Source organism: Micromonospora aridisoli (genome assembly GCF_056150025.1).
This window is the reverse complement of the sequence record NZ_JAXCFK010000016.1, coordinates 36,011-62,108: the sequence shown is the minus strand read 5'-3', so window position 1 is coordinate 62,108 and position 26,098 is coordinate 36,011. Positions and strand designations below refer to the sequence as shown.

The 26,098-nt window shown below is 72.2% G+C and carries 27 protein-coding genes; 6 read left to right on the top strand and 21 right to left on the bottom strand.

Going from position 1 to position 26,098, the window contains the following annotated elements; genetic code table 11:
• Positions 1–5 precede the first annotated feature (5 nt).
• From SM447_RS26480 to hrcA, 6 genes are all read right to left on the bottom strand, one after another.
• Entirely contained in the window at positions 6–1,064 is a 1,059-nt protein-coding gene (locus tag SM447_RS26480) for a PhoH family protein (RefSeq protein ID WP_474575621.1), read from the bottom strand.
• Positions 1,065–1,246: 182 nt separating this feature from the next.
• Positions 1,247–2,587 (bottom strand): serine hydrolase domain-containing protein, encoded by a 1,341-nt coding sequence (locus SM447_RS26475; protein WP_474575620.1) that lies wholly within the window; start codon positions 2,585–2,587, stop codon positions 1,247–1,249.
• 41 nt (positions 2,588–2,628) lie between these two features.
• Positions 2,629–2,988 carry a histidine triad nucleotide-binding protein gene (locus SM447_RS26470; RefSeq protein WP_474575586.1) on the bottom strand — a complete coding sequence of 120 codons (360 nt, stop codon included), beginning with the start codon at positions 2,986–2,988 and terminating at the stop codon, positions 2,629–2,631.
• 85 nt (positions 2,989–3,073) lie between these two features.
• Positions 3,074–3,808, bottom strand: coding sequence for a 16S rRNA (uracil(1498)-N(3))-methyltransferase (locus tag SM447_RS26465; RefSeq protein WP_474575585.1), 735 nt, complete (start codon positions 3,806–3,808; stop codon positions 3,074–3,076).
• A 1-nt stretch (position 3,809) separates the two neighbouring features.
• Complete coding sequence (gene dnaJ, locus SM447_RS26460; RefSeq protein WP_203996138.1) at positions 3,810–4,955, bottom strand: molecular chaperone DnaJ; 1,146 nt, start codon at positions 4,953–4,955, stop codon at positions 3,810–3,812.
• A 73-nt stretch (positions 4,956–5,028) separates the two neighbouring features.
• The gene (gene hrcA / locus SM447_RS26455) at positions 5,029–6,051 is read right to left on the bottom strand and encodes a heat-inducible transcriptional repressor HrcA (RefSeq protein WP_474575584.1); all 1,023 of its coding nucleotides are present in this window, start codon (positions 6,049–6,051) and stop codon (positions 5,029–5,031) included.
• A gap of 210 nt (positions 6,052–6,261) precedes the next feature.
• On the opposite strand from hrcA, the gene SM447_RS26450 reads away from it, so the two are divergent.
• Positions 6,262–6,858, top strand: coding sequence for a DUF4870 domain-containing protein (locus SM447_RS26450; protein ID WP_474575583.1), 597 nt, complete (start codon positions 6,262–6,264; stop codon positions 6,856–6,858).
• Positions 6,859–6,887: 29 nt separating this feature from the next.
• On the opposite strand, the gene hemW is transcribed toward SM447_RS26450, so the two are convergent.
• Positions 6,888–8,111 (bottom strand): radical SAM family heme chaperone HemW, encoded by a 1,224-nt coding sequence (hemW, locus tag SM447_RS26445; protein WP_474575582.1) that lies wholly within the window; start codon positions 8,109–8,111, stop codon positions 6,888–6,890.
• A gap of 20 nt (positions 8,112–8,131) precedes the next feature.
• Between hemW and SM447_RS26440 the strand changes: the two genes are divergently transcribed.
• The 3 genes from SM447_RS26440 (at position 8,132) to SM447_RS26430 (ending at position 11,122) form a co-directional block, all read left to right on the top strand.
• Complete coding sequence (locus SM447_RS26440) at positions 8,132–8,920, top strand: enoyl-CoA hydratase-related protein (RefSeq protein WP_474575581.1); 789 nt, start codon at positions 8,132–8,134, stop codon at positions 8,918–8,920.
• 118 nt (positions 8,921–9,038) lie between these two features.
• Complete coding sequence (locus tag SM447_RS26435; RefSeq protein WP_474575619.1) at positions 9,039–9,998, top strand: hypothetical protein; 960 nt, start codon at positions 9,039–9,041, stop codon at positions 9,996–9,998.
• A 218-nt stretch (positions 9,999–10,216) separates the two neighbouring features.
• Positions 10,217–11,122 (top strand): phytanoyl-CoA dioxygenase family protein, encoded by a 906-nt coding sequence (locus SM447_RS26430; protein WP_474575580.1) that lies wholly within the window; start codon positions 10,217–10,219, stop codon positions 11,120–11,122.
• A gap of 81 nt (positions 11,123–11,203) precedes the next feature.
• On the opposite strand, the gene SM447_RS26425 is transcribed toward SM447_RS26430, so the two are convergent.
• From SM447_RS26425 to SM447_RS26405, 5 genes are all read right to left on the bottom strand, one after another.
• A complete protein-coding gene (locus SM447_RS26425) occupies positions 11,204–11,848 on the bottom strand; it encodes an MOSC domain-containing protein (protein WP_474575579.1) in 645 nt (214 codons plus the stop codon).
• Between the two features lie 147 nt (positions 11,849–11,995).
• Positions 11,996–12,283 (bottom strand): GlsB/YeaQ/YmgE family stress response membrane protein, encoded by a 288-nt coding sequence (locus tag SM447_RS26420; RefSeq protein ID WP_474575578.1) that lies wholly within the window; start codon positions 12,281–12,283, stop codon positions 11,996–11,998.
• Positions 12,284–12,554: 271 nt separating this feature from the next.
• Positions 12,555–12,845, bottom strand: a complete 291-nt coding sequence (locus SM447_RS26415; protein WP_474575577.1) for a GlsB/YeaQ/YmgE family stress response membrane protein — start codon at positions 12,843–12,845, stop codon at positions 12,555–12,557.
• Between the two features lie 262 nt (positions 12,846–13,107).
• Positions 13,108–14,982 carry a translation elongation factor 4 gene (gene lepA, locus SM447_RS26410; protein WP_474575576.1) on the bottom strand — a complete coding sequence of 625 codons (1,875 nt, stop codon included), beginning with the start codon at positions 14,980–14,982 and terminating at the stop codon, positions 13,108–13,110.
• Between the two features lie 93 nt (positions 14,983–15,075).
• Positions 15,076–15,609 carry a DUF4240 domain-containing protein gene (locus SM447_RS26405; protein WP_474575575.1) on the bottom strand — a complete coding sequence of 178 codons (534 nt, stop codon included), beginning with the start codon at positions 15,607–15,609 and terminating at the stop codon, positions 15,076–15,078.
• 87 nt (positions 15,610–15,696) lie between these two features.
• On the opposite strand from SM447_RS26405, the gene SM447_RS26400 reads away from it, so the two are divergent.
• Together SM447_RS26400 and rpsT are read left to right on the top strand one after the other, a co-directional pair.
• The gene (locus SM447_RS26400; RefSeq protein WP_474575574.1) at positions 15,697–16,680 is read left to right on the top strand and encodes a phosphotransferase family protein; all 984 of its coding nucleotides are present in this window, start codon (positions 15,697–15,699) and stop codon (positions 16,678–16,680) included.
• 148 nt (positions 16,681–16,828) lie between these two features.
• Positions 16,829–17,095: a 30S ribosomal protein S20 gene (gene rpsT, locus SM447_RS26395; protein WP_474575573.1), complete on the top strand. Its 267-nt coding sequence runs from the start codon at positions 16,829–16,831 to the stop codon at positions 17,093–17,095.
• A gap of 95 nt (positions 17,096–17,190) precedes the next feature.
• Here the strand turns inward: rpsT and SM447_RS26390 are convergent, their stop codons facing one another.
• The 9 genes from SM447_RS26390 to nadD all read right to left on the bottom strand — a co-directional run bounded on the left by SM447_RS26390 (position 17,191) and on the right by nadD (position 26,042).
• The gene (locus SM447_RS26390; RefSeq protein ID WP_474575572.1) at positions 17,191–17,688 is read right to left on the bottom strand and encodes a hypothetical protein; all 498 of its coding nucleotides are present in this window, start codon (positions 17,686–17,688) and stop codon (positions 17,191–17,193) included.
• Positions 17,685–18,665 carry a DNA polymerase III subunit delta gene (gene holA, locus SM447_RS26385; RefSeq protein WP_474575571.1) on the bottom strand — a complete coding sequence of 327 codons (981 nt, stop codon included), beginning with the start codon at positions 18,663–18,665 and terminating at the stop codon, positions 17,685–17,687. The genes SM447_RS26390 and holA overlap by 4 nt, the downstream gene beginning before the upstream one ends.
• Before the next feature lie 121 nt (positions 18,666–18,786).
• Positions 18,787–21,252, bottom strand: a complete 2,466-nt coding sequence (locus tag SM447_RS26380; protein WP_474575570.1) for a ComEC/Rec2 family competence protein — start codon at positions 21,250–21,252, stop codon at positions 18,787–18,789.
• On the bottom strand, positions 21,249–22,229 hold the full coding sequence (locus SM447_RS26375; RefSeq protein ID WP_474575618.1) for a ComEA family DNA-binding protein: 981 nt from the start codon (positions 22,227–22,229) through the stop codon (positions 21,249–21,251). Before SM447_RS26375 ends, SM447_RS26380 begins: the two co-directional genes overlap by 4 nt.
• Positions 22,230–22,428: 199 nt before the next feature.
• Complete coding sequence (locus SM447_RS26370) at positions 22,429–23,202, bottom strand: SDR family NAD(P)-dependent oxidoreductase (protein WP_474575569.1); 774 nt, start codon at positions 23,200–23,202, stop codon at positions 22,429–22,431.
• Positions 23,203–23,384: 182 nt separating this feature from the next.
• A complete protein-coding gene (locus SM447_RS26365) occupies positions 23,385–24,245 on the bottom strand; it encodes a DegV family protein (RefSeq protein ID WP_474575568.1) in 861 nt (286 codons plus the stop codon).
• A gap of 46 nt (positions 24,246–24,291) precedes the next feature.
• Positions 24,292–24,945 (bottom strand): histidine phosphatase family protein, encoded by a 654-nt coding sequence (locus SM447_RS26360; protein ID WP_474575567.1) that lies wholly within the window; start codon positions 24,943–24,945, stop codon positions 24,292–24,294.
• Complete coding sequence (gene rsfS / locus SM447_RS26355) at positions 24,942–25,346, bottom strand: ribosome silencing factor (protein WP_474575566.1); 405 nt, start codon at positions 25,344–25,346, stop codon at positions 24,942–24,944. Before rsfS ends, SM447_RS26360 begins: the two co-directional genes overlap by 4 nt.
• Positions 25,347–25,445: 99 nt before the next feature.
• Positions 25,446–26,042 carry a nicotinate-nucleotide adenylyltransferase gene (gene nadD, locus SM447_RS26350; protein WP_474575565.1) on the bottom strand — a complete coding sequence of 199 codons (597 nt, stop codon included), beginning with the start codon at positions 26,040–26,042 and terminating at the stop codon, positions 25,446–25,448.
• Between the last annotated feature and the right edge of the window lie 56 nt (positions 26,043–26,098).

Sequence of the window (26,098 nt, the reverse complement as noted above, 5' to 3'; positions counted from 1 at the left end):
TCGGTCTAGCGGCGCCGGCCGGCGCGGTTGCCCTGGGCACTGCGCCCGGACACCGCGTGCACGCCCTGCGCCTGCTGATTCTCCCGCTCGGCGTCATACCGCGCGTACGCGTCGACGATCTCCCCGACCAGCCGGTGACGCACCACGTCGGCGCTGGACAACTGCGCGAAGTGCACGTCCTCGACGCCGGCCAGGATGTCCCGGACGACCCGCAGGCCGCTGGTCGTCCCGCCGGGCAGGTCGACCTGGGTGACGTCGCCGGTAACCACGATCTTGGACCCGAAGCCGAGCCGGGTGAGGAACATCTTCATCTGCTCGGGCGTGGTGTTCTGCGCCTCGTCGAGAATGATGAACGCGTCGTTAAGCGTGCGACCCCTCATGTATGCCAGGGGGGCGACCTCGATCGTGCCGGCGGCCATCAGCTTCGGGATGGTCTCCGGGTCGAGCATGTCGTGCAGGGCGTCGTAGAGCGGACGCAGGTAGGGGTCGATCTTCTCGTTGAGCGTGCCGGGCAGGAAGCCCAGCCGCTCCCCCGCCTCGACCGCCGGCCGGGTCAGGATGATCCGGTTGATCTGCTTGGCCTGCAACGCCTGCACCGCCTTGGCCATGGCGAGGTAGGTCTTACCCGTACCGGCCGGGCCGATGCCGAAGACGATGGTGTGTCCGTCGATCGCGTCGACGTACCGTTTCTGCCCGAGCGTCTTGGGACGGATGGTGCGCCCGCGCCGGGAGAGGATGTTGAGCGTCAGGACCTCGGCGGGCCGCTCCGCGCCGCCCTGCTCGAGCATGCCGACGGTACGCCGGACGGCGTCTGTGGTCAGGGTCTCGCCTTTCTCGATGAGTTCGAGCAGCTCACTGAAGAGCCGCTCGGCGAGGGCGTTGTCGGCGGGAGCGCCGGTGATGGTGATCTCGTTGCCACGCACGTGCACGTCACTGTTCACCGAACGCTCGACCAGGCGCAGGATTTCGTCACCCGCGCCGAGCAGGTTGACCATGATCTTCGAGTCGGGGACCGTGATCCTGGTCTGCACCCGGGGCGGGCCGGGAGGTGGGGTGCCGGTCATAGGTCGGGCCGCGGGGCCCTGCGCCACCTGCTCTCGATCTCGGTGCCGGGCCCGGGGCGCGGCGTGCGGACGTTGCATCCATCGTATCGGGTCAACGGCGCGGAGACGCTGCCCATTTCCGCCGCCGTGACGCCTGGCACGATCCGGCGGAACCCGGCAATCCGCCCTGGTGGACGGCGCGGTCAGGCGCGGAAGTCGTAACGGTCGAAGGTCTCCTGACGGCGGGTGAACCGGTACGTCGCCCAGTGCATCCGGACCACCACGCCGGCGGAGTCCCGGGTCAGCCGGAGCAGTTCACCGGCCTCCCGGCCGGAGACGGTACGGAACACGTCCGGCTGGTCCGCCACCGGGGCGAACACCGCCGGCGGCTTCCCCTGCGGATCACCCGCCCCACGGGCGCGCAGGGCTCCCTCCTGCCACGAGAAGACGTACTCGAAGCCCTCACCCCACCAACGGCCGAGCAGCCCGCGCAGGTGCGGCGGCGCCGGTTCACCGGGACGCCACGGATCGATGTCGGCCGGGTCGTGCTCGACCGCGGCGTGGAGCAGCCGGTGCGGTAGCTCCAGGAGCTCGGCAGCGGTGCCCGAGGAGCCCAGCACGGCGGTGCCGAGCGCGGCCGGGGTGCCCTCGCCACCTCGACGGCCGTAGACGCCGGCGAGGAAGCCGGGCATCGCCCCGTCGTGCCCGACGTGCATCACCCGTTCACCCTGGGGCACCAGGATCAGGCCGAGGCCGAACCCGCCGGTCCACATCGCCTCGTCGGTCACCGTCACCGGCCAGCGCATCTCGTCGAGGGTGGCCGGGGCGAGCACCCGGGCCGCCGCGTCCAACGCGGCCGGGTCGGCCAGGAAGGCGGCCCACCGGGCCATGTCCGCCGCCGTGCTCCACAGTTGCGCGGCGGGGCCCACCGCGCCGAAGTCGGTGGGTGGCTCCGGATGCGCCTCGTCGGAGTACGCGTCGACCAGGAACCCGGTGGCGGCGCGCGGGCCCGGGGTGACGGTCGTGGCGGTCAGCCCCAGCGGGGTCAGCACCCGCTCGGTCAGCACCTCCGCCCAGGTGCCACCGCGTACCTGCCCGACGAGGTGGCCGAGCAGCGCCATGCCGAGGTTCGAGTAGTGGTAGCGGCGTCCGGGTGGCAGCACCCGCTCGGCCCGGGCCAGCTCGGTGATCAACTGGTCGGCGTCCGGCGCGTGCAGCGTGTCCCAGACGTCGCCGTACGGCTCCCGTTGCAGGCCGGCGGTGTGTGACAGCAGCCGGCGCACGGTCAGCTCGCCGTGTGCCGGCAGGTCGAGGTGCCGCCGCAGCGGATCGTCGAGGTCGAGCAGGCCGTCGTCGCGGCACTGCATGACCAGGACGGCGGTGAAGGTCTTGGTGACCGAACCGATCCGGAACCGGGTCTGCTCGTCCAGCGCCGTGTCGTTGCCGGTGCCGCCGACGGTGCACGTCCACAGCGGCCGGTCGGCGCGGTGCACCGCCGCGGAGACCGCCGGCACCCGGGCCTGCGCCTGCACCTGCCGCACCATCCGGTCCAGGTGGCCGGCGGCGGTGCGGCCGCCGGCCGAGGTCACCCGAGGCTCCGGGCCAGCATCGGGCCGAGCGGCGCACCGCCCAGTACGTGCGCGTGCACGTGGAAGACCTCCTGGCCGCCGTACGCCCCGGTATTGAACATCAACCGGAACCCGTCGCCGAGCAGGCCCTCGTCCTCGGCCACCGCGGCGGCCGTGGCCAGCACCTCGCCGGCCAGGGTCGGATCACCCTGACCGAGGGTAGCCACGTCCGCGTAGTGCTCCTTCGGAATGACCAGCACGTGGACCGGCGCCTTCGGGTCGATGTCGCGGAAGGCGAGCGTGGTGGGCGTCTCACGGACCACGGTGGCCGGAATCTCACCGGCGACGATGCGGCAGAACAGACAGTCGCTTCCCATCCGGGCAGTGTAAGGAAGGGCCCCTTCTTATCGTCTCCGGTATGGAAGGGGCCCCTTCTTAACAGTTACCTGAGCGGCGCGGCGGTCACCAGCGCGACAGGCGGGTGGCGAGGACCGCCAGGGCGGCCACGCCGGCGGTGGAGGTACGCAACACCGACGGGCCGAGCCGCACCGGGTGTGCACCGGCCTCCCGGAAGGCCGACAGCTCGGCCGGCGTGATGCCACCCTCCGGGCCCACCACCAGCACGATTTCGCCGTTGTCGGGCAGCTCGGCGGTGGTGAGCCGGTCGGCCGCCTCCTCGTGCAGGACGTACCCGGCCGCCGCCCCGGCGATCCGGCGGGCCACCGAGGCGGTGGCCTCGTCCGGCGCTCCCGCCACCACCGGCAGCCATGCCCGGCGGGCCTGCTTCGCGGCCTCCCGGGCGGTGTTGACCCACCTCTCCCGGGCCCGTACGCCCCGGTCGCCGCGCCACTGCACCACCGAACGGCCCGCCGCCCAGGGCACGATCTCGTCGACGCCGACCTCGGTCATCGCCTGCACGGCCAGCTCGCCCCGATCGCCCTTGGCGATGCCCTGGACCACCACCAGCCGGGGGTTCGCCGCGTCGACGTACCCCCGGTCGGTCAGGTCGAGGTCGAGGGTGCCCCGGCCGACGGCGGTGACCACGGCGGTGGCGGTGCCGCCGTGGCCGTCGGCGAGCAGCACCTGCTCACCCACCCGCAGCCGTTGCACGGTGGCGGCGTGGTGCCCCTCGGGGCCGTCCAGCACCATCGAGGCCGTGGTCGGCAGCGACTCGACCAGGAACAGCGGGGCGGACACGTCAGGCGTGGCCGTTGAAGGCGTCGCGCATCCGGGAGAAGAAGCCGCCCTGCTTGGTCAGCTCGGCGACCTCCTCACCGCGGGTCTTGGCGAACTCGCGCAGCATCCGCTCCTGCTCGGCGTCGAGCTTGGTGGGGGTACGCACGTCCAGGTGGACGTAGAGGTCGCCCCGGCCGGTGCCACGCAGATGGGGTACGCCGCGGGCGCGTAGCCGCAGGGTGCTGCCCGGCTGGGTGCCCGGCTTGACGTCGACCGGCTCCTCGCTGTCCAGCGTCTTGATCGTCAGCCGGGTGCCGAGCGCGGCGGCGGTCATCGGCACGGTGACCCGACAGTGCAGGTCGTCGCCCTTGCGGGAGAAGACGTCGTGTGGCCGCTCGTGGATCTCGACGTAGAGGTCCCCGGCGGTGCCGCCGCCCGGGCCGACCTCACCCTGCTGGGCGAGGCGGATCCGCATGCCGTCCTCCACCCCGGCGGGGATCTTGACGGTCAGCGAGCGGCGGGTGCGCACCCGGCCGTCTCCGGCACAGGTCGGGCAGGGGTGCGGGATGGTGGTGCCGTAGCCCTGGCAGACCGTGCACGGCCGGGCGGAGACCACCTGGCCGAGGAAGGTGCGCTGCACCGACTGCACCTCGCCCCGGCCGCCGCACGCCTCGCAGGTGGCCAGGTGGGTGCCGGCGGCGGTGCCGGCGCCGGAGCAGGTGGTGCAGAGCACGGCGGTGTCGACGGTGATCGGCGCCTCGACGCCGAAGGCGGTCTCCTGGAGATCGAGTTCCAGCCGCAGGATGGCGTCGGCACCGGGGCGGGTACGCGGTCGCGGGCCCCGTCCGGCGCCAGTGGCGCCGCCGAAGAACGCGTCCATGATGTCCTGGAAGCCGACGAAGGGCCCGGCCCCGCCGGGGCCGCCCGGACCGCCGGGCCCGCCTCCGCCCGGTGCCAGCGGGTCCCCGCCCAGGTCGACGATCTGCCGTTTCCGATCGTCCGAGAGGACCTCGTACGCGGCGTTGATGTCCTTGAACTTCTCCTGCGCCTCCGGATCCGGATTCACGTCCGGGTGGAACTGGCGCGCCAGCTTGCGGTAGGCGCGCTTGATCTCGTCATCGGAGGCACCCTTGCTCACGCCGAGAATGCCGTAGTAGTCCCTGGCCACTGCGTTCCGTGTCCTCGTGTTCGTCTCGAGTTACGCCGTTCGGTGGCGGCAGCCTGCCGTCGGCCCTGACTGGTCAGTTCTGGGCCAGCAGCTCGCCCACGTAGCGTGCCACGGCCCTCACCGTGGCGATGGTTCCGGGGTAGTCCATCCGAGTCGGTCCCAACACACCCATCCCCCCGACGATGGTCGCGCCCGGGCCGTACCCGGTGCTGACCACGGATGCCGCCCGCAGGTTGTCGATCTCGTTCTCGTCGCCGATGCGCACCCGCAGGGTGCTCGGCTCGACCTCCCCGATGAGCTTGAGCAGCACGACCTCCTCCTCGAGCGCTTCGAGGATGGGACGCAGGGAACCCTGGAAGTCGAGCAGGCCGCCCCGGGTCAGGTTGGCGGTGCCGGCCAGGGCGAGCCGCTCCTCGTGCCGCTCGACCAGCGTCTCCAGCAGCACGGTGGACAGGGTCGTCATGGCCGGACGCAGGTGCGGCACGGACTCGTCGATGAGGGCCTGCACCAGCGGCGGGGTCTCCGACAGGCGGACGCCGACCAGCTTCTCGTTGACCAGCCGGCGCAGGTCGAGAACATCGTCGGCGAGGACCGGCGCGGGCAGCTCGACCAGCCGCTGCTCGACCCGGCCGGTGTCGGCGATCATCACCAGCATCAGCCGCGTGGTGGAGATCGGCACGAGTTCCAGGTGACGCACCCGGGAGCGGGCCAGGCTCGGGTACTGCACGACGGCGACCTGCCGGGTCAGCTGCGCCAGCAGCCGCACCGTGCGGTGCACGACATCGTCGAGGTCGACGGCGCCGGCCAGGAAGCGCTCGATCGCCCGGCGCTCGGCCGGGCTGAGCGGCTTGACCCGGCTCAGCCGGTCGACGAAGAGCCGGTAGCCACGGTCGGTGGGCACCCGCCCCGCGCTGGTGTGCGGCTGGCGGATGTAGCCCTCCTCCTCCAGCACGGCCATGTCGTTGCGGACCGTCGCCGGTGAGACACCGAGCTGGTGCCGTTCGACCAACGACTTGCTGCCGACCGGCTCCTGGGTGGCGACATAGTCCTCGACGATCGCCCGGAGCACGGCGAGCTTGCGGTCGTCCAGACCCATTCTCCCCACCTCCTGTCGCAGGTCAGCCCTCGGCGTCACGGCCTTCAGAGGAACACTCTGGCACTCGACTGTAGCGAGTGCCAGTCTACGTCGGGGCCCCCGTCAACGCGATGATCAAGTCAGCACGCCCCTCATCCAGCCGATCGGCGGGTTGACACTCGCCGGTGTCGCTCTGGTGCGCCGTTGCCGATGACACCTACGGTGACGTCCATGACTGAACCACCTCGTCCCCCAGACTCCGGCGACGAACCCACGACACCACTGTCCGGTTCTCCTGGCCAGGGCGGCTATCCCCCGCCCGGCGGCTATCCACCCCCCACCGGCGACCAGCCGCCGCCGGCCGGCTACCCCCCGCCCGGCGGCTATCCCCCGCCCGGTGGTTATCCGCCCCCGCCCGGCGCGGGCGGTGTCGGCTACCCGACCGGCGGTTACGGCGCCCCGGGTGGTGGCTACGCCAACAACGAGGACAAGACCTGGGTGCTGATCGCCCACTTCGGCGGCCCACTCGGGGTGGTCGTCGGTGGCGGCCTCTTCGGCTGGGTCGCACCGCTGATCGCGATGATGACCCGGGGGCAGCAGTCCCCCATCGTCCGGGCGCACTCCGTGGCCGCGCTGAACTTCCAGCTCACCTGGGCCATCGCCGGCGTGCTGAGCTGGGTGCTGGCCACGATCACCTGCGGCATCCTGTTCTTCGTGCCGATCCTGGTCCTGATCGTGCCGGTGATCTTCGGCATCATCGGCGGGGTCAAGGCCAACGACGGGGTGCTCTACCAGTACCCGATGAGCTACTCGTTCGTGAAGCGCTGACCCAGGCGGGGCAGCCCTGGTGACGGGGATCAGGGAAGCAGGTCGCGGACCACGGCGTCGGCGAGCAGCCGGCCGCGCAGGGTGAGTTCGGCGCGGCCGGCGACGTGCGCCGGCTCGGCGAGCAGGCCCTCGGCCACCGCCCGCGCCGCGCCCGCCCGTCCGGCGTCGGTCAGCACGTCCAGCGGCAGGCCGGAGGCCAGCCGCAACCGGAGCATGACCTCCTCCATGTGCGCCTCGTCGCCGGTGAGCACCTCCCGGGCCTGTCCGGGTGACTGGCCGGTGGCGAGGCGCCGGGCGTACGCGGCCGGATGCTTGACGTTCCACCAGCGCACCCCACCGACGTGGCTGTGCGCCCCCGGCCCGAGGCCCCACCAGTCGCCGCCGGTCCAGTAGAGCAGGTTGTGCCGGCAGCGGGCCTCCGGCGTGCGGGCCCAGTTGGAGACCTCGTACCAGGAGAAGCCGGCCGCGACGAGGGCGGCCTCGGCGGCCAGGTAACGGTCCGCCGCCACGTCCTCGTCCGGATACGGCAGCTCGCCGCGGCGCATCCGGGCGGCCAGCCGGGTGCCGTCCTCGACGATCAGGGCGTACGCGCTGACGTGGTCCACTCCGGCGGCCACCACCTGCGCCAACGAGGCGGCGAAGTCCTCGGCCCGCTCCCCCGGCGTCCCGTAGATCAGGTCGAGGTTGACGTGGTCGAAGCCGGCGTCGCGGGCCTCCAGGGCGGCGGCCGTGGCCCGCCCGGCGCTGTGTCGGCGGTCGAGCACGGCGAGCACCCCGGGAGCGGCCGACTGCATGCCCAGCGAGATCCGGGTGTACCCGGCCGCGCGCAGCTCCTTCAGGGAGGTGGGGGTCACCGATTCCGGGTTCGCCTCGGTGGTCACCTCCGCGTCGGCCGCCAGCCCCCAGGTCCGGTCGATCGCGTCGAGGATCCGGGCCAGGTCGTCGGTGGGCAGCAGGGTGGGGGTGCCGCCGCCGACGAAGACGGTGTCCACCCGGGGCGGCGGATCCTCACCCAGCACCCGGCCGGCGAGCGCCAGTTCCGCCAGTACGGTGTCGGCGTAGTCCTCCCGGCTGGCACCGCCACCCAGTTCAGCCGCGGTGTACGTGTTGAAGTCGCAGTAGCCGCAGCGGCTGGCGCAGAAGGGGACGTGCACGTACACCCCGAAACCCCGGGCACCGACGGACGCGCGGGCGGTGGCGGGCAGCGACCCGTCGGTGGGGACGGGCTCGCCTGCTGGAAGGACGCCGGGCATGGCCACTAGTGTGCCCTCCCATGACCTCTCCCGACGCGCTCGTGCGGGTCGCCACGGCCCACGGGGTGACCACGCTCACCCTGGACAGTCCGCACAACCGCAACGCGCTCTCCACGCCGCTGATGACCGAACTGCTGGCGGGCCTGGCCGCGGCGGTCGCCGACGACGCGGTCCGGGTGATCGTGCTCGACCACACCGGGCCGGTCTTCTGTTCCGGGGCCGACCTGAAGGAGACCGCGGCGGCGTACGCCAGCGGCACCGTGCCCGCCGGGATGCTGGGTGACGTCCTCGCGGCGGTCTGGGAGTGCCCCAAGCCGGTGCTGGCCAAGGTGGCCGGCCCGGCCCGGGCCGGTGGCCTGGGTCTGATCGCGGCGGCCGACCTGGCCGTCTGCGCGGTCGAGGCCACGTTCGCCTTCACCGAGGTACGGATCGGGGTGATCCCCGCGGTGATCTCCGCGACGGTGCTGCCCCGGCTGCATCCCCGGGCGGCGGCCGAGCTGTACCTGACCGGCGACACCTTCGACGGCCGGCGGGCGGCCGAGATCGGCCTGGTCACCGCCGCGGTGCCGGCCGAGGAGTTGGACGCCGCGGTACACCGGTACCGCGACTCGCTGGTGCGGGGCGCTCCGGCCGCGTTGGCCGGCGCCAAGGGGCTGCTGCGCCGCCCGGCGGCCACCGACCTGCGCGCCGAGCTGGCGGAGCTGGCCGAGCTGTCCACCGGTTACTTCCTGTCGGCGGACGGGATCGAAGGCGTCACCGCGTTCCGCGAGAAGCGGGCGCCGCGCTGGGTGGCCGAACTCGGCAGGTGAGGCGGGCCCGGGACGGGGAACCTCGTATGCGCGCGGTGGGCGCGCGGCGGGTGGAACCGGTCGGACGACCCGCACCGGCCGATGAGGGACGTACGCTTGGCGGACCTTGACACAGGAGGTGCGGGTGCGAACTCGGTCAGTCGCGACGGGCTTCGTGGTCCTCGTCCTGATCGCCGTGATCGGGATCGTCGTGGTGCTGCGCCAGGCCGGTGAGGGGTTGCGGCTGCCGCTGACCGGCCGAGCCTGCACGGTGCAGGCCGACGGTGAGGTGACACTCGACTCGCAGCAGATGGCGAACGCGGCGACGATCGCGGCCATCGGCGTGCAGCGCGAGATGCCCGAGCGGGCGGTGGTGGTGGCGTTGGCCACGGCGTACCAGGAATCCGGGCTGCGCAACCTGGCCGGTGGTGACCGCGACTCGGTGGGGCTGTTCCAGCAGCGGCCGAGTCAGGGCTGGGGCACGCCGGAGCAGATCCGTGACCCCCGGTACGCGGCGAGGAAGTTCTACGCGGCGCTGAAGAAGGTGCGTGGCTGGGAGGACATGCGGGTCACCGACGCCGCCCAGAAGGTGCAGCGTTCGGCGTTCCCGGAGGCGTACGAGAAGTGGGCCGACGAGTCGGAGGTGCTCACCCGGGCCCTGCTCGGTCACGCCACCACGGCGGTCACCTGCACGGTCGGCGGCGACCCGGTGCTGCGCGGGGCCGCCGCGCTCAGCGCGCTCGCCCGGGGACTGAGGCTGGACTGGGGCCTGACCGCCTACTCCGCCGTCGACGACGTGGCCGACGGGCCGGACTACTTCAGCACCGACGCCGATGCCGACGGCGCTCCGACCCACCTGACCGTGGGCATGCGCGCCCACCTTCGGGGCGAGAGCGGCGGCCGGAGCATGAGCGGTGCCGGTGAACGCGCCGGCTGGCGGTACGCGCACTGGCTGGTCTCCCATGCCAAGGAGCACGGGGTGAAACGGGTGCGCTTCGACGGGCGGGAGTGGACCGCCAAGCGCGGCACCTGGAAGCGCTTGCCGGAGAGCGAACGAACCGCCGAACAGGTCTACGCCGAGGTTCACGCCGACGTCTGAACGACCCCGATCTCCTTACCCGCAGTCACTGTGAAATCGGGCATTCGGTTTATGTCCCCTCGTTAGGCCACTCTGCGTAACTGCCAGTAGTTGCTTGGCCGCCTTCCGTCGTGATGCCCGCGGGATCCGTGCGGGCCGCCCCCCGAGCCGTGCGCCCGCGCGTTACGATCGGCGGCCTGTGCCCAGAAATGGTTTCACCTCTTGGGGAGGGGTACGACGTGGCATTCGACTACGGCGACCGGACCGGATATGAACCGATCAGCGACGTCGACCGCAAGGAGTTCCATGAGCAGGGCTTTCTCCTGCTGCGCAACGTCCTGACCGAGGATCACCGGGCCGCTCTCGAGGCCGCGGTCGACCGGGTGTACGAGGAGGAGAAGGCCAAGGGCAACACGACCAAGGACGGCACCCTGCACCTGCTGGGTTTCCTTGAGCGCGACGAGCTCTTCGGCGAGTTGCTGACCCACCCGATCGCGTTCCCCTACATGTGGGGTCTGGCGGGTTGGAACATCTACACCCACCACAACCACCTCGATGTCACGCCTCCGGCGCTGGAGCCCGAGAAGCCGTACTGGGGCTGGCACCAGGACGGGTACCGGCAGAACTCCGACCCGGAGACGATGGACCCGAACGTGCCGCGGCCGATGTTCTCGCTGAAGGTCGCCTACGTGCTCTCCGACCTGTCGGAGAAGGGTCGGGGTGCGACGAAGGTGATCCCCGGCAGCCACCTGTGGAACTCGCTGCCCCGCCCGGCGGACCTGAGCGTGCACAACCCGGACCCGGAGGGCACGGTCGAGATCACCGCCAACCCGGGTGACGCGTTCATCTTCGACCGGCGTCAGTGGCACTCCCGGTCGACGAACCTGTCCTCGATCACCCGCAAGATGCTGTTCGTCGGCTACACGTACCGGTGGATCCGCCCGCTGGACGAGCTGCACGTCGACAAGGACGGCGAGTGGTACCGCAACCGCACGCCGGTGCAGCGTCAGCTTCTCGGTGAGGGCACCCACACGGCCAACTACTGGGGCATCAACTGGGACGGCTACATCGACGACGAGATCCCGCTGCGTAAGGAACTCAAGCAGCGCGGTCTGCTCAACCGCAACATCCCCTGGCTCCGCTGACCAGGCCGTGACGAAGGGCCCCGGGCGCCGCCTCAGGTCGTGCCGCCCGGGGCCCTTCGCCGCATCGGGCCCGCCGGCCGGTCAGCCGGGCGGTTCCCCGAGACGACGACGTACCTTCTCCCGGATCGACTCGGGTAGTTCGTCGGCCGCCAGCAACCGGGGCAGCAGCTCCAGCTCCAGGCTGGTCGCCCGGAACACCTCGCCGACGGTCACCCCGTGCGCCGGCCGGTGCACGACCTCGACCGGGTCACCGGCGCCCACCGCGCCCTCGCGCATCACCCGCAGGTACGCCCCGGGGGTTGCCCGGGCGGTGAACCGCCTGATCAGGTCCGGTACCCCCCAGAAACCGGCGAAGGTGGTGCACGGCGTGCGCGGCATGCTCACCTGAAGCAGGGCCTCGCCGACCGCCCACTGCTCGCCGATCACCGCGCCGGTCACGTCGACCGCGTACGTGGTGAGGTTCTCGCCGAAGCCACCGGGACGGATGGTGCGCCCGAGCTCGGCCTCCCACCAGGCCGCGTCCTCCTCCGCGTACGCGTAGACCGCCTTGTCCGGACCACCGTGGTGGGCCCGTTCACCGATGAAGTCGCCGGCCACCCCGTCGGCGCGGAAGAGCACGGGGGCCTCGGACGGCCGCTTGTCGATGCCGCTGCGGCCGCTCGCGTCACCGGCCCACGCCGCCTCGGTCACGATGCCGACGTTGACCGATGCCACCCTGCCCGTCATGATCCGCATCCTACGGGAGCCGCTACGCCGCGCCGCGGCTCCGCACGGGTGTCGCCGACCAGGCCTGGCGCGACGAATCCCGAACCTTGCGTACGCACGCGAAAGGCGCCCGACCTGAATGGTCGGGCGCCTTTCGACACTCAGCGGTTACCGGTGGGTGATACCCCGGCGGTTGCGGCCCACACCGGCGACCAGCGCGACGGCGACGGCGGCCAGCAGCACCTGGAGCATCAGCTCCCGCCAGTCGATACCGGCGGTCTCGGCGAAGCCGGACGCGCGGGCGATCACCGTACCGAGCAGCGCGGCGCCGACACCGATGAGCATGTGCAGCCACATCGGCATGTTCTGACGGCCCGGCACCACCAGTCGGCCCAGCGCGCCGATGATCAGACCGACGATCAGCGCGGTGATGATGCCCCAGACGGTGAGCTCCATGGCGGATCTCCTTCACAAAGACGTTCCACAATGTGTGGCGTTCCTGTCGTGACCGCCTAATGCCCGACCCACGAAGATCCCAAACCGGCTTTTCCGTCCGAGACGTCACGACGACTCCGAAAAACTCGTCGATACGCCTGGTCAGGCCCGCCCCGGCCCCGCTCGCCGGTTCCCCGTCGCCGGCCCTCGCTCGTCGGCCGCGGGCAGGGCGGGCCCGCAACGCCGACGGGCGCCCGGCCGGGTGGCCGGGCGCCCGTCGAGGCGGAGGTGGTTACCGATGGGTGACGCCGCGACGGCGACTGCCCACGCCGGCCACCAGGGCGACCGCGATCGCGGCCAGGGCGACCTGGACGGCCAGCTCGGCCCAGTCGATACCGGCGGTCACCGTGGCGATGCCCATCGCACGGGCGAGCACAGTACCGAGCAGCGCCGCACCGACACCGATGATCATGTGCAGCCAGATGGGCATGTCCTGCCGACCCGGCACCACGAGGCGGCCCAGCGCGCCGATGATCAGACCGACGATCAGCGCGGTGATGATGCCCCAGACGGTGAGCTCCATGGCGGATCTCCTTACCCAGAAGATGTCATTCGGGGGGTTCCTGTCGTGTCGATCAGATTCCCTCGACGCCCGATACCCAAACCGCCCGAAGCGTCATGGACGGGCGACACGGTTCGTGTCGCCCGTCCATGAGACGGCCGCATTGCCCGTCCGGGCTGGACTTCCCGTGGAAGCGCGTTTTCACAAAGAAATGATTATTTCAGTGTGAGATGTGGACATCCGCCAACTGTCCTCCGGGCCGGCCGCCCGGCTGCCCGGGCGGTCACTTCTTGCCGGTCGCCTTGCCGTCGGAGTCGGAGGAGAGTGCGGCGATGAAGGCCTCCTGCGGGACCTCCACCCGGCCCACCATCTTCATCCGCTTCTTGCCCTCCTTCTGCTTCTCCAGCAGCTTGCGCTTACGGCTGATGTCACCGCCGTAGCACTTGGCGAGCACGTCCTTGCGGATCGCCCGGATGGTCTCCCGGGCGATGACCCGGCTGCCGATGGCGGCCTGGATCGGCACCTCGAACTGCTGGCGCGGAATCAGGTTGCGCAACTTAGCCGCGATCGTGGTGCCGTAGGCGTACGCCTTGTCCTTGTGCACGATCGCGCTGAACGCGTCCACCGGCTCACCGTGCAGCAGGATGTCGACCTTCACCAGGTCGGACGCCTGCTCGTCGGTGGGCTCGTAGTCCAGCGAGGCGTAGCCCTTGGTCCGGCTCTTGAGCTGGTCGAAGAAGTCAAAGATGATCTCGGCCAGGGGCAGCGTGTAGCGCAGCTCCACCCGGTCGGCGGAGAGGTACTCCATGCCGAGCAGGTTGCCCCGCCGGCCCTGACAGAGTTCCATCACCGCGCCGACGTAGTCGTTCGGGGTGAGCACGCTGGCCCGCACCGTCGGTTCGTACACCTCGGCGATCTTGCCGGTCGGGTACTCGCTCGGGTTGGTGACGACGATCTCCGCGCCGTCCTCCTGGATGGCCCGGTAGACCACGTTCGGGGCGGTGGAGATCAGGTCCAGGTTGAACTCCCGCTCCAGCCGCTCCCGGATGATCTCCAGGTGCAGCAGGCCGAGGAAGCCGCAGCGGAACCCGAAGCCCAGCGCGCCGGAGGTCTCCGGCTCGTAGGTCAGCGCGGCGTCGTTGAGCTTGAGTTTGTCCAGGGCGTCGCGCAGCGCCGGGTAGTCCGATCCGTCGATCGGGTACAGACCCGAGTAGACCATCGGCTTCGGGTCCTTGTAACCGCCGAGCGGCTCGGCCGCCGGGCGGTTGTTGATGGTGACGGTGTCGCCGACCCGGGACTGCCGCACGTCCTTCACGCCGGTGATCAGGTAGCCGACCTCGCCGACGCCGAGGGCGTCGGCCTTCACCATCTCCGGCGAGATGACGCCGATCTCCAGCAACTCGTGCACCGCGCCGGTGGACATCATCTTGATCCGGTCCCGGGCGCTGATCTGACCGTCGATCACCCGGACGTAGGTGACCACGCCCCGGTAGACGTCGTACACCGAGTCGAAGATCATCGCGCGGGCCGGTGCCTCGGCGTCGCCGACCGGCGGGACGAACTGTCGGACGATCTCGTCGAGCAGGTGCGGCACCCCCTCGCCGGTCTTGCCGGAGACCTTGATGCAGTCCGCCGGGTCACCGCCGATGAGGTGGGCCAGTTCCTCGGCGTACTTCTCCGGCTGCGCCGCCGGCAGATCGATCTTGTTGAGCACCGGAATGATGTGCAGGTCGTTCTCGAGCGCCAGATACAGGTTGGCCAGCGTCTGCGCCTCGATGCCCTGGGCCGCGTCCACGAGCAGGATCGCCCCCTCGCAGGCTGCCAGCGACCGGGACACCTCATAGGTGAAGTCGACGTGGCCGGGGGTGTCGATCATGTTGAGCACGGCCTGCTCACCGGCCCGCTCGCCCTCGACGATCGTCCACGGCATCCGGACCGCCTGGCTCTTGATGGTGATGCCACGCTCGCGCTCGATGTCCATCCGGTCGAGGTACTGCGCGCGCATCTGCCGCGGGTCGACCACGCCGGTGAGCTGCAACATCCGGTCGGCCAGGGTCGACTTTCCGTGGTCGATGTGAGCGATGATGCAGAAGTTCCTGATCCGCGCCGGGTCGGTGGCACCAGGAGCGTTCGCGCCGGGATCGAGCGTCGGTGGCACAGCGGTCCGTTCTGGTCGGCTGACGTGAGGGGCCGGCACACGCCAGCCCTCTCTATGCTCCCATGTCCCCGGCGGACATCGGCCGGGCGTCCGTCACTCCTGCGGCGGCTCGACGAAGAGAGCGGCAAGCCGGGGCAGTCGACGGCGGGCCTCCTCCTCGTCGTCGAAGTCCCAGAAGTCGTTCAGGTCCGGCTCCGGCGTTGCCGCGCGCTCCGCCGGCAGGTCGGTCGCGGTCGCCTTGCGGTACGCGTCCCACGGCACGGCGAGCATGTCCTCGCACTCGAACTCCTCGCCGCTGAGCGAGGCGGACCGGACCTGCGGCAGTTCGGCCAGCGAGTCCGGATCGGCCACCGCCCGAGCGAAGACCTCCCGGCCCTGGGTCATCAGCCAGCCGCGGAAGTACTCGAATCCGTCGTCGGAGGCACCACCGTTGATCAGGTACGCGGCGCCCCACAGATCCACCCGGTACGACGCGGCGAGGACCCTCTGCTGGTGGTGCGCGTACCCGACGATTTCCTCGGGATCGCGGGCGGCGAGCAGTGCGACGGCCCGGGCGGCGATGGCGTCCGGCTCTCCCCCACCGGTGCGGGCCCGGTCGATCAACTGCCAGAAGTCGTCGGTCCTCATGGCCTGGCAGTCTGGCAGACGCCGCACCTGGTGCCCGGATCCGCGCCGAGGATCGCCGGGCGGTGCGACATCGGGCAGCATGGACGGGTGCGCGCTCCCGGTCCGCCGCCCGTGGCCTATCACGCGACCGCCGAACGGCCCGCGTGGCGTGCGCTGCCGGCCGCGCTGCGCTCGGCGGTGTCGGCGCGGCTCGGCGCTGACGTGGTCGAGGCCCGCAGCGCCGGCGCCGGCTTCACCCGGGGGTTCGCCGCGGTGCTGCGCACCGCCGACGGGGGTAGCGCCTTCGTCAAGGCCGCGCCCCACGCCGAGCAACCGCATCTGGTCGACTGGTACGCCCGGGAAGCCGCGATCCTGGCCCGGCTGCCCGCCCCACTGCCGGCACCCCGGTTGCGCTGGGCGCTGTGGGAGGCCGGCTGGTACGCGCTCTGCCTGGACCCGGTCGACGGACACACACCCCGGCTGCCGTGGCAACCGGCCGAGATCGACGCCACCCTCGCCGGGTACGCCGACATCGCCGCCGCGCTCGCCTATCCGCCGGCCGAGTTGGTCGGACTCGGCCTGCCCCGGCTCGCCGACCTGGCCCGCGACGACATCCTCTGGTGGAGTGAGGTGTGCGCCGGGCGTGAACCCGCACCGCCGCTACCCGCCGTGGTCGCGGGACGACTGGACGACCTGGCCGCGCTGGAGTCCCGGCTACCCGGGTACGCCGCCGGAACCGGACTGATCCACGGCGACCTGCGGGTGGACAACGTACTGATCGACCCGACCGGGGCCGCCTGGTTCTGCGACTGGACCTGGCTGTGTCACGGGCCGGCCTGGTTCGACCTGGCCGGCCTGCTGATCACCGGGTACGCCAGCGGGCTGGACGTGGACGCTCGCTTCGCCGCCCACCCGGCCGCCGCCGACGCACCGTCGGACGCGCTGGACGTGACGCTGGCCGCACTGGCCGGCTACCACCTCACCGCGGCCGCGTCGGCACCACCGACCGCCTCGACCAACCTGCCCGCTCACCAGCGCTGGACCGGCGACCAGGCGCTGCACTGGCTGGCCCGCCGCCAAGGCTGGACCTGACCACCCACCCCCGCACCCGCCCCGGTTGACTGGAGGCTGTTTTGGCCCGTTCGAGCAGACCTGGTAACCTGGCTCTTCGCGCAGCGATGACGCATGCTCGTCGCGCGCACAAGCTGACCAACCCGAGCTATCAAGACGAGGCTGTCGCGTGGCGAACATCAAGTCCCAGATCAAGCGCAACCGGCAGAACGAGAAGCGCCGGCTGCGTAACAAGTCGGTCAAGTCGTCGCTGAAGACCGCCATCCGCAAGTTCCACGAGGCCGCTGAGGCCGGTGACGTCGAGAAGGCCACCGCCCTCATGCAGGACGCCTCGCGCAAGCTGGACAAGGCTGCCAGCAAGGGCGTCATCCACAGCAACCAGGCCGCGAACCGCAAGTCCGCGATCGCCAAGCGCGTCTCGTCGCTCGCCTCCTGAGCTAGCGCCCAGACCTGACGGAAGCCCCGGGGCACCGCCTCGGGGCTTCCGCACGTGCATCCACCGGCCGTCTCCTCCCGGACCGCGCGCGCCCCTCAGGACCCGGGCTCGGTGGTCTCCGGTCGAGGTCCGGTCGGCCCCCGGTCGGTCCCACCCTCGGCACCGCGCGGTGCCGGCCGGCCCGGAGGCCCGGGCTGATCGTCCGCCGGCTCGACCCGCACCACCTCACCGGGCACGCTGTGCCGCAGCCAGTCGACCCGGGCACGCCCGACGACGGGCTCCATCTGCCGGCGGAACCGGTCACGTTCCTGCTCGGGCACGGCGGCGGCGCCGCGCACCACGGCGGCGGCCACCAGGTCGTTGAGCTTGACCATCACGGCCACCGCGGTCGGCAGGACGAGCACCGCCCACCAATTCACCAGTTCGGCGAGGGCGAGCAGGGCCGCCAGTGCGATCGCGCCCTCGAAGAAGATGAAGCAGAGCACCCCGCCCGGGTTGACGAAACGGAGCCCGAGCGCCCGGGCGTAGAACGGCCGATACCGCTCCTCGTCCGGCGGGATCGTGGCCCATGAGCCACGGAGGGTTCCACTCACCTGGCGCCGCCCCGTCGGGCGGCCGCCACCGAGAAGACCGCCTTCTCCAGCGCGTACGCCCGGTCGTCGGAGCCGCCCTTGACCGCCGCGTTGCACTCCGCGGCCGCCCGCATGGCCAGGACCAGCCCGTCGGGAGTCCACCCACGGGCCTGCCGTTGGGCTCGCTCGACCTTCCATGGCGGCATGCCCAGACTGCTGGCGAGCTGGTACGGACTGCCCCGGCCGGCCGAGGCGACCCGGGCGACGGTCCGGATGCCGTCGGCGAGGGCGTCGGCGATCGGTACCGGGTCCACCCCGACGTGCAGCGCCCAGCGCAGCGCCTCCAGTGCGCCCGGCAGGTCACCCACCATCGTGGCGTCCGCAACGGTGAAGCCGCTCACCTCCACCCGACCCCGGTAGTAGCGGGCCACCGTGTCGGCGCCGATCCGACCGTCCGTGTCGGCGATCAACTGGGAGCAGGCCGCCGCGAGTTCGCGCAGGTCGTTGCCGACCGCCGCGATCAGTGCCTCGGCGGCGTCGTCCGTGCACCGCCCGCCCGCCCGGCGGATCTCGTCGCGGACGAAGGCCACCCGCTCGCGATGCCCCTTGAGCCGAGCGGCCGACACGACCTGGGCACCGGCCGACTTCAGGCCGTCGGCGAAGGCCTTGCCCTTCGCGGCACCGAGGTGCGTCACGACGAGCTGCACCTCCGGATCGGGGCTCTTCGCGTACGCCAGCAGGGCGGCGACCAGGTCCTTGCGGGCGTCCTGACCGGAGCGGAGCACCAGCACCCGACGCCCCCCGAAGAGCGACGGGCTGAGCATCTCGTCGATCTCGCCGACGGTGAGCTGGCCGGCCTGGTACTCGCGCACGTCGACGTCGGGGTCGGCGGCACGGGCGGCGGCGACGGTTTCGGTCACCGCGCGCGTGGCGAGCAGCTCCTCGTCGCCGAGGACGAGCACAATAGGAGCGGCACTGGCGGCGGTCACGCCGCCCATATTCGCACGCTGGGCCGGCTGGTCCAGTCTGCTCGTCGGTACTGTGCCGGCAGACCCCGCACTCAGCGCAAATCCGGACAATTTGCTTACATTTCCGCTTTTCCCGTAAATTGCCGTCGATTCATCGCGGTGAACGAACCCGGTCGACGCCGGCATTCACCACCGCTAGCCCCGACGACGACCGCACCACCGCCACGTCACCGTCGACGTCGGTACGCAGCACCCGGGCCCCGCCCCGGGCCAGCCGGGCGAGCACCGCCTCGTTGGGATGACCATAGGTGTTGCCCGCGCCGACCGGCACCAGGGCGACGGAGGGCCGGACCGCGTCCAGAAAGGCCGGGTCCTGGTAGGCGCTGCCGTGGTGGGCGACCTTGAGCACGTCGGCCCGCAGCCCGTCCGGCGGCAGCCGCTCCCGCAGCGCCTGCTGCTCCTCGACCTCCGCGTCACCGGTCAGCAGGATCCGCACCCCGTGCACCGTGGCGAGCAGCACCAGGGAGTTGTTGTTCGGATCCGAGCGGGTCCCCCGCATCGGGTGCGGCGGACCGAGCACGGTCAGGTCGACCGTGCCGGCCCGGTAACGCCACCCCGCCGGGGCCGCCGCCACCGGGCTGGCGTGTGCCGCGGCGGTGCCGTGCACCAGATCCCGGCCGGCCGCCGGTTCCGGCCACCGCGGCACCAGCACCGTGTCCACCCGTCTGCCCCGGAAGATCCCGGCCACACCGCCGGTGTGGTCCACGTGGAAGTGGCTGACCACCAGCAGCGACACCCGGCGTACGCCGAGTCGGCGCAGGCAGGCGTCGGCCGCCGCCGGATCCGGGCCGGCGTCGACCACGACCGCCCGACCGGGCGCGACCGGCAGCAGCACCGTGTCGCCCTGACCCACCGCGCAGGCCGTGACGACCCAACCGTCGGGCGGCCACCCCGGCGCGATCACCCGCACCGGCACGGCACCCAGCACCACCGCGACGGCACAGACCGCCACCAGACGGCGTACCAGCGGTCGCCGGGCGGCGACCAGCAACGTCACGGTCAGTGCGGCCAGCAGCAGCGCCCCGGAGACCCCACCCGGCCAGGGCAGGTTCCCCGCCGGCAGGCGGGCGCCGTACCGGGCGACCAGCACCAGCCACCACGCCGGCCAGTGCGCCAGCCAGGCGACGATCTCCGCGCCGACCGGCCAGATCGGCGACACGGTCGCTGCCACCACACCGAGCACCGTCGCCGGAGCGATCGCCGGCACCGCGAGAAGGTTCGCGGGCACCGCCACCAGGCTGACCGTGCCCGTCAGGCCGGCGATCACCGGCGCGCAGGCGAGTTGCGCCGCGGCAGGCACCGCCAGCGCCTCGGCCGCCCCCGTCGGCACGCCCCGCCGACGCAGGCCGTCCCGCCAACCCGGCGCGAGCAGCAGCAGGCCCCCAGTGGCCAGCACGGACAGCGCGAAACCCGCGTCGCCGGCCAGGTCGGGGTCGACCAGCACCAGCACCGCCACGGCGGCGGCCAGCGCGGGCACCGCCGCCCGAGGCCGACCGGCGGCCAGCGCGGCGAGCCCGATGGCCCCCATGGTGGCCGCGCGCACCACGCTCGGCGACGGCCGGACCAGGATGACGAAACCCACCAGGGCCAACCCGCAGAGGCCGGCGGCCAGCACCGGACCGGCTCGGGCCCAGCGGGCCAGCAGCAGCACCGCACCCACCACGATCGCGACATTCGATCCGGACACGGCGTTCAGATGGGTCATTCCGGTGGCCCGGAAGTCCTCCTCCACGGTGTCGGGCAGCCGGCTGGTGTCTCCGACGACCAGGCCGGGCAACAGGCCACCGGGGTCGTTCGGCAGGGGTGCACACGCCTGCTGGAGGCCCGCCCGGAGCCGTCCGGCCGCTCGTTGCAGCGCCGAGGACGTGCCGAGCCGCACGGGTGGGCCGACGGCCATCAGCACCGCACCGGTGAGGTCGCCTCCGCGCGGTTCGGCCAGCCGCCCCTCGGCCGTGAGCCGCTGACCCGGCAGCAGACCTCGCCACGCCGGATCGTTGGCGAGCACCAGCACCCGTACCGGTGCGGTGATCCGCTGGCCCTGCGGCCCGGTCAGGGCGACCAGCCGGGCCGGCACCAGCAGGGTCGGTGGGCGGCCCACGATGCCCCCGCGTACCGCGCGGGGATCGTCCCGGACGACCAACTCGGTGGTGACCCGGGCCCGCTCGTCCATCAACGTTCGAACGGAGTCCGCGTCCCGTACGGTCAACCGGGCCGAGGTGGCCGCTCCGCCGCAGACGACGCCGATCAGCATCGCCACCACGATCCAGCCGTGGCGGCGCGCGGCCGGGCCGGGCTGACCGAGGAACCCGAGCAGGCGCAGTGCCGCCAGCCCGGCGAGACCCGTCGCGCCGGCCGCCACCAGCAGCATCCGCTCGGTGTCGAGGTGCAGCCCCGCCAACGCGGTGAGCCAGGCCGTCACGGCCAGCCCGGCCAGTCGGAGGTCGGGTACGGTCGCGACCTCGACGATCCCGGCCGACGGCGGCACCGTCGCGGGCAGTTCGTTCGCTCCGCTGTCACCGGCACGGCGACCGGCGCCTGCCGCCCCGCCGGGCCTCATACCGTCACCAAGTCCTTGAGCTGCTCGTACCGTGCGTCGCCGATCCCGTTGACCTGACGCAGGTCGCCGACGGACCGGAAGCCCCCGTGCTGTTCGCGATGCTCGATGATCCGCCCGGCGAGCACCGGCCCCACCCCGGGCAACTGTTCGAGCTGCGCCGACGTGGCGGTGTTCAGGTTGACTCGCCCACCCGTGCCGGGGTCGCCACCCACGCCCGGGCCCGCACCCGGCGCAGGCCCCGCCGCCGCGGTTGGCGCCGGCACGCCGACCAGGATCAGTTCGCCGTCGCTGACCCGACGGGCCGGGTTCAGCATCGCCACATCCACTCCCGGCAGTGCGCCTCCGGCGGCCTCGACGGCGTCGGCCACCCGCGCCCCGGGCGGCAGGCGTACCAGCCCGGGCCGCCGGACCTTGCCGGCCACGGCGACCACCAGTTCACCGGTCGGCGCGGCGTCCGCCACCGCCGGCTCGTCGCCGGCCGTGCCGGACGGATCCGACGTCACGGCGGCACCGGTCACCGCGACGACCGGCTCCACCCGCGGTCGGGATCGCCACGCCCCGAGGCCCGCGGCCAGCACCACGAGGACGGCGATCACCGCGAGCGCACGGACACCGCGCCGCCCCGGGTCGAACGGCCCCGGACCAGGCAGGAGATTCCTCGGCGACGTCTCATCGACCGGCCGCACCGATTCGACCGCGATCGGTCCCTCGTCGACGGTGTGCGCCAGCCGATCGGTGCCGGCCGGACCAGCCATCCCCAGTGGGCCGGCAGCGCCATCGGGGCCGACCGGAATCGGCCGACCCGGCTCGGCGTGGGCCGGGCCGCGCACCGGCAGCAGCATTGTCGGCCAGTCCGTCGCCAGCGGCGGGGGCGCGACGGGCGACCGCACCTCGACGGGCGACCGCCTCCGGCCGGACGTCGGCGGTACGACGGCATCCGGCGACAGGTCCAGCGCGTCGGCCGGCGCACCGGGCATCAGTCGCCACAGGCGCTGCCGGACCGCCGTCTCCTCGTCTTCGTCCTTTGACACGGCGCGAGGCTAGGGCGGCGAGACCCGGTCCCGCGCGACGCGCGCACCGGATCTGTGGACAGGCGAGAGTCTGTGGACAACGCCCTGATCATGCACAGGATGCGCTAGATAGGGCCTGGCTCTCCGCCCGCGCTGGGCACCGAATTCAGTTCGTGCGGGACTCCGGGTCCAGACCGAGAGCGGCGCGGCCGCCGTCGACCGGCAGGGTCACCCCGTTGACGAAGCCCGCCGCCGGTGAGAGCAGGAACGCGACCGTCTCCGCCACGTCCTGCGGCTGGCCGATCCGGCCCACCGGGTGCAGCCGGACCAGGTCCGCCTCGATCCGCCGCGCCTCGTCCGGCGCCGCCCCGGCGAGGAACGCCTCGTGGCGTTCGGTCGCCACCGAACCGAGAGCGACCGCGTTGGCGCGGATGCCGAACCGGCCGTACTCGACGGCCAGCGACCGGGTGAGCCCTTCGACAGCCGCCTTCGCGGTGGCGTACGGCAGGCAGCCCGGCACCGGTCGGGTGGCCTGGTGGGACGAGACGTTCACCACGGCGCCAGCGGTGCCGGCGGCGAGGAAGCGCCGGACCGCGGTGGCGGCTCCGACCACGGCCGGGCGCAGGTTACGGGTGATCAGATCGACCACCTCGCCGACCGGAGCGTCGTGGACGGAGGCGTCCCGGAACACCGCGGCGTTGTTCACCCAGCCGGTGAGCGGCTCGGCCCGTTCCGCCAGGTCGGCGGCCCGGCCGGCGATGCCCTCGTCGGCGGCGTCACCGACGACCGCGGCGAGCCGGTCGGAGCGGGGGTGGCGCTCCACCCAGGACAACGCGTCGGCATCGCGTTCGATCACCACCACCGTCCGGCCGTCGGCGAGCAGCCGCTCCACGATCCCCCGCCCGACCCCGCGTCCACCACCGGTAACCACACAGGACATTCGTCCGCACCTCCCCAGCCCGGCCCCGTGACCAATCCTCACCCACCCCCGCCACCACCGCCGAACAGCCCAGCGGAATCGTGGGCAGCCTAGGGATCCGGCACCGACGAACTCGCGGCGGCGAGCGCGCGGGCCCGCCCGGCCGGCGGCGGTTGGGGAACGGTCCATGACGGCCAAGCAGGTCAGCCGGCGGCGTCCGGCCGGCGGTGGATCACCACGCAGGCGAGGCCCGGCCCGACGTGCACGGCGACGGCGGCACCGGCCTCGGAGACGTGCGTGTCGCGTAGCCGGTCGCCGAGCCGGGCGGTCAGCGTACCGACCAGGTCGGCAGCCCGCTGCGGCGCGTCGAGATGGTGCACGGCCAGGTCCACCGGCCCGTCACCGGCCGCCTCGACCGCGAGGTCGACCAGCCGCGCCATGCCCCGGCTGGCGGTACGCACCTTGTCCCGCAGCACGATGCGGCCGTCCGACATGTGCAGGATCGGCTTGACCGACAGGGCGGTGCCGAGCAACGCCTCCGCCGCGTTGATCCGCCCACCCCGGCGGAGGAACTCCAGCGTGTCGACGTAGAAGTGGATGCTGGTGCGGCCGATCGCGGAGTCTGCCGCGGCGCGTACGCCGGCCAGGTCGGCACCCCGCTCGGCGGCCTGCGCCGCGGCGATCGCCGGAAAACCGAGGCCCATGCCGCAGGAGCGACTGTCCACCACGCTGACCCGGCCGCCCAGTTCGGCGGCGGCCAGCTCGGCGGCCTCCACGGTGCCGGAGAGCCCGGCCGACAGGTGCACCGAGACGATGCCCTCGGCCCCGGCGTCGAGCAGTTCCCGGTAGGTCCGCCCGAACTGCTCCGGCGACGGCCGTGACGTGCTCACCGACACCCGCCGAGCGCGAAGCGCCCGGGTGGCATCCGCCGGAAGAGTCTCGACGCCCTCCAGGCCCTCCACGCCGGCCAGCACCACGGTCAGCGGTACCACGGTCAGTCGATGCTCCCGCACCAGCTCGGGCGGGAGATAGGCGGTGGAGTCGGTGACGACCGCGACTGGCATGCGGGCACCGTAGCGGATCAAGCTGGGCGGCTGCCCGGCCGCGTCGTCAGACCGACTCCGCGGAGACCGCGGTGCCGCCGGCCGGGACGGCGGGGACGTCGATCGGGCCGACGTTGTGGGCGCGCAGGTGCCAGCCACGCACAACGTCGTGGCGCAGCTCCGTCCAGTGACAGTTGCCCAGCGAGCCGACGGTCCGCAGCACGTCGGGTGCCCAGCCGAGCAGGTGGCCGCAGCCCTGGCGGGCGGCGGCGCCGTGGGTGGCGATCACAACGGTGCCGCCGGCCAGCTCGTCGGCGACCTCCTGCAACGCGGTGCCGATGCGTTTGCTCACCTCGTCCAACGGCTCGATATCAGCCCCCGGATCGGGATCGCCGGCCCGCCAGCGGGCGTACTCCTCGGGGAAACGCTCGACCACCTCGGTGAGCAGCAGCCCCTGCCAGCTGCCGAAGTGGCGTTCCCGCAACCGGGGGTCGGAGCGTACCGGCAGGCCGGTCAACGCGGACAGCGCGGCGGCGGTCTCCGCGGCGCGGCTCAGGTCGCTGGCGATCAGGGCGTCCGGGCGCAGCGCGGCGAGCAGCGGCGCGGCGGTCCGCGCCTGTTCCCGGCCGAGATCGTTCAGCGGTACGTCGGTCTGTCCCTGCACCCGGCTGGCGGCGTTCCAGTCGGTGTTGCCGTGCCGCCAGATGATCAGCCTGGTCACTCGCCCGATCCGGCGGCCGCCTCGGCGCGGGCGAGGTCCCGGTCGACGAACGGAATGGTCGGGCAGTCCTTCCAGAGCCGGTCGAGGGCGTAGAACTCGCGTTCCTCGGTGTGCTGGACGTGCACCACGATGTCGACGTAGTCGAGCAGCACCCACCGGCCGCCGCGCTCGCCCTCCCGCCGCACCGGCTTCGCCTTCTCCGGCAGCTCGAGCAGGGCTTCCTCGATGGCGTCGACGATGGCCAGCACCTGACGCTCGTTCGGGGCCGCGGCGAGCAGGAACGCGTCGGTGATGGCGAGCTGGTCACCCACGTCGATGATGACGATGTCCTGAGCCTTCTTGTCGGCTGCGGCCTGGGCGGCGACGATCGCCAGCTCGTGAGCGCGTTCGGAAACTGTCACCGTTCTCCTTCGATCAACCGTGCGATGCTTCCAGCCTCTCACACGACCCGGAAAAGCGACCCGCCAGTTTTGCCCGAAAAGTGGGATGAAACGGGCGAATCACTCCCGGTAGAGCCGCCTCTTCGCGATGTACTGCACCACACCGTCCGGGACGAGGTACCAGATCGGCTCGCCTCGGGCGACCCGCGCCCGGCAGTCGGTGGAGGAGATCGCCATCGCCGGCACCTGCACCAGGCTGACCGTGTCGGCGGGCAGGTGCGCGTCGGTCAGCTCGAAGCCCGGCCGGGTGACCCCGATGAAGTGCGCCAGTCCGAAGATCTCGTCGAGATCCTTCCAGCTGAGAATTCGTTCCAGGGCGTCCGCGCCGGTGATGAAGAACAGCTGGGCCTTCGGTCCGTAGCGGGCGCGCAGGTCGCGCAGGGTGTCGACGGTGTACGTGGGCCCACCCCGGTCGATGTCGACCCGGCTGACCTGGAACCGGGGATTGGAGGCCGTGGCGATCACGGTCATCAGGTAGCGGTCCTCGGCGGAGCTGACCGGGACGTCGGCCTTCTGCCACGGCTGCCCCGTCGGCACGAAGATCACTTCGTCGAGACCGAACCGGTCCGCCACCTCGCTCGCGGCCACCAGGTGCCCCTGATGGATCGGATCGAAGGTACCGCCCATGATCCCGATCCGCCGGATGTCTTCCTCCACCCCATGATCCTAATCCCGGCACGCCACGCGTCGGACCGACCCACCATCCTCGGTAG

What these genes read in the sequence shown, in the direction of transcription:
- SM447_RS26450 (WP_474575583.1), top strand. Translation starts at nt 6,262, where the DNA reads ATGACTGAACCACCTCGTCCCCCAGACTCCGGCGACGAACCCACGACA.
- SM447_RS26440 (WP_474575581.1), top strand. Translation starts at nt 8,132, where the DNA reads ATGACCTCTCCCGACGCGCTCGTGCGGGTCGCCACGGCCCACGGGGTG.
- SM447_RS26405 (WP_474575575.1), bottom strand. Translation starts at nt 15,609, where the DNA reads ATGAGGACCGACGACTTCTGGCAGTTGATCGACCGGGCCCGCACCGGT.
- SM447_RS26420 (WP_474575578.1), bottom strand. Translation starts at nt 12,283, where the DNA reads ATGGAGCTCACCGTCTGGGGCATCATCACCGCGCTGATCGTCGGTCTG.
- SM447_RS26365 (WP_474575568.1), bottom strand. Translation starts at nt 24,245, where the DNA reads ATGCCAGTCGCGGTCGTCACCGACTCCACCGCCTATCTCCCGCCCGAG.
- SM447_RS26425 (WP_474575579.1), bottom strand. Translation starts at nt 11,848, where the DNA reads ATGACGGGCAGGGTGGCATCGGTCAACGTCGGCATCGTGACCGAGGCG.
- holA (WP_474575571.1), bottom strand. Translation starts at nt 18,665, where the DNA reads ATGGGCGGCGTGACCGCCGCCAGTGCCGCTCCTATTGTGCTCGTCCTC.
- SM447_RS26375 (WP_474575618.1), bottom strand. Translation starts at nt 22,229, where the DNA reads ATGCCCGGTGCGCCGGCCGACGCGCTGGACCTGTCGCCGGATGCCGTC.
- SM447_RS26370 (WP_474575569.1), bottom strand. Translation starts at nt 23,202, where the DNA reads ATGTCCTGTGTGGTTACCGGTGGTGGACGCGGGGTCGGGCGGGGGATC.
- hemW (WP_474575582.1), bottom strand. Translation starts at nt 8,111, where the DNA reads ATGCCCGGCGTCCTTCCAGCAGGCGAGCCCGTCCCCACCGACGGGTCG.
- hrcA (WP_474575584.1), bottom strand. Translation starts at nt 6,051, where the DNA reads ATGGGTCTGGACGACCGCAAGCTCGCCGTGCTCCGGGCGATCGTCGAG.
- SM447_RS26415 (WP_474575577.1), bottom strand. Translation starts at nt 12,845, where the DNA reads ATGGAGCTCACCGTCTGGGGCATCATCACCGCGCTGATCGTCGGTCTG.
- SM447_RS26380 (WP_474575570.1), bottom strand. Translation starts at nt 21,252, where the DNA reads ATGAGGCCCGGCGGGGCGGCAGGCGCCGGTCGCCGTGCCGGTGACAGC.
- SM447_RS26480 (WP_474575621.1), bottom strand. Translation starts at nt 1,064, where the DNA reads ATGACCGGCACCCCACCTCCCGGCCCGCCCCGGGTGCAGACCAGGATC.
- SM447_RS26470 (WP_474575586.1), bottom strand. Translation starts at nt 2,988, where the DNA reads ATGGGAAGCGACTGTCTGTTCTGCCGCATCGTCGCCGGTGAGATTCCG.
- SM447_RS26475 (WP_474575620.1), bottom strand. Translation starts at nt 2,587, where the DNA reads ATGGTGCGGCAGGTGCAGGCGCAGGCCCGGGTGCCGGCGGTCTCCGCG.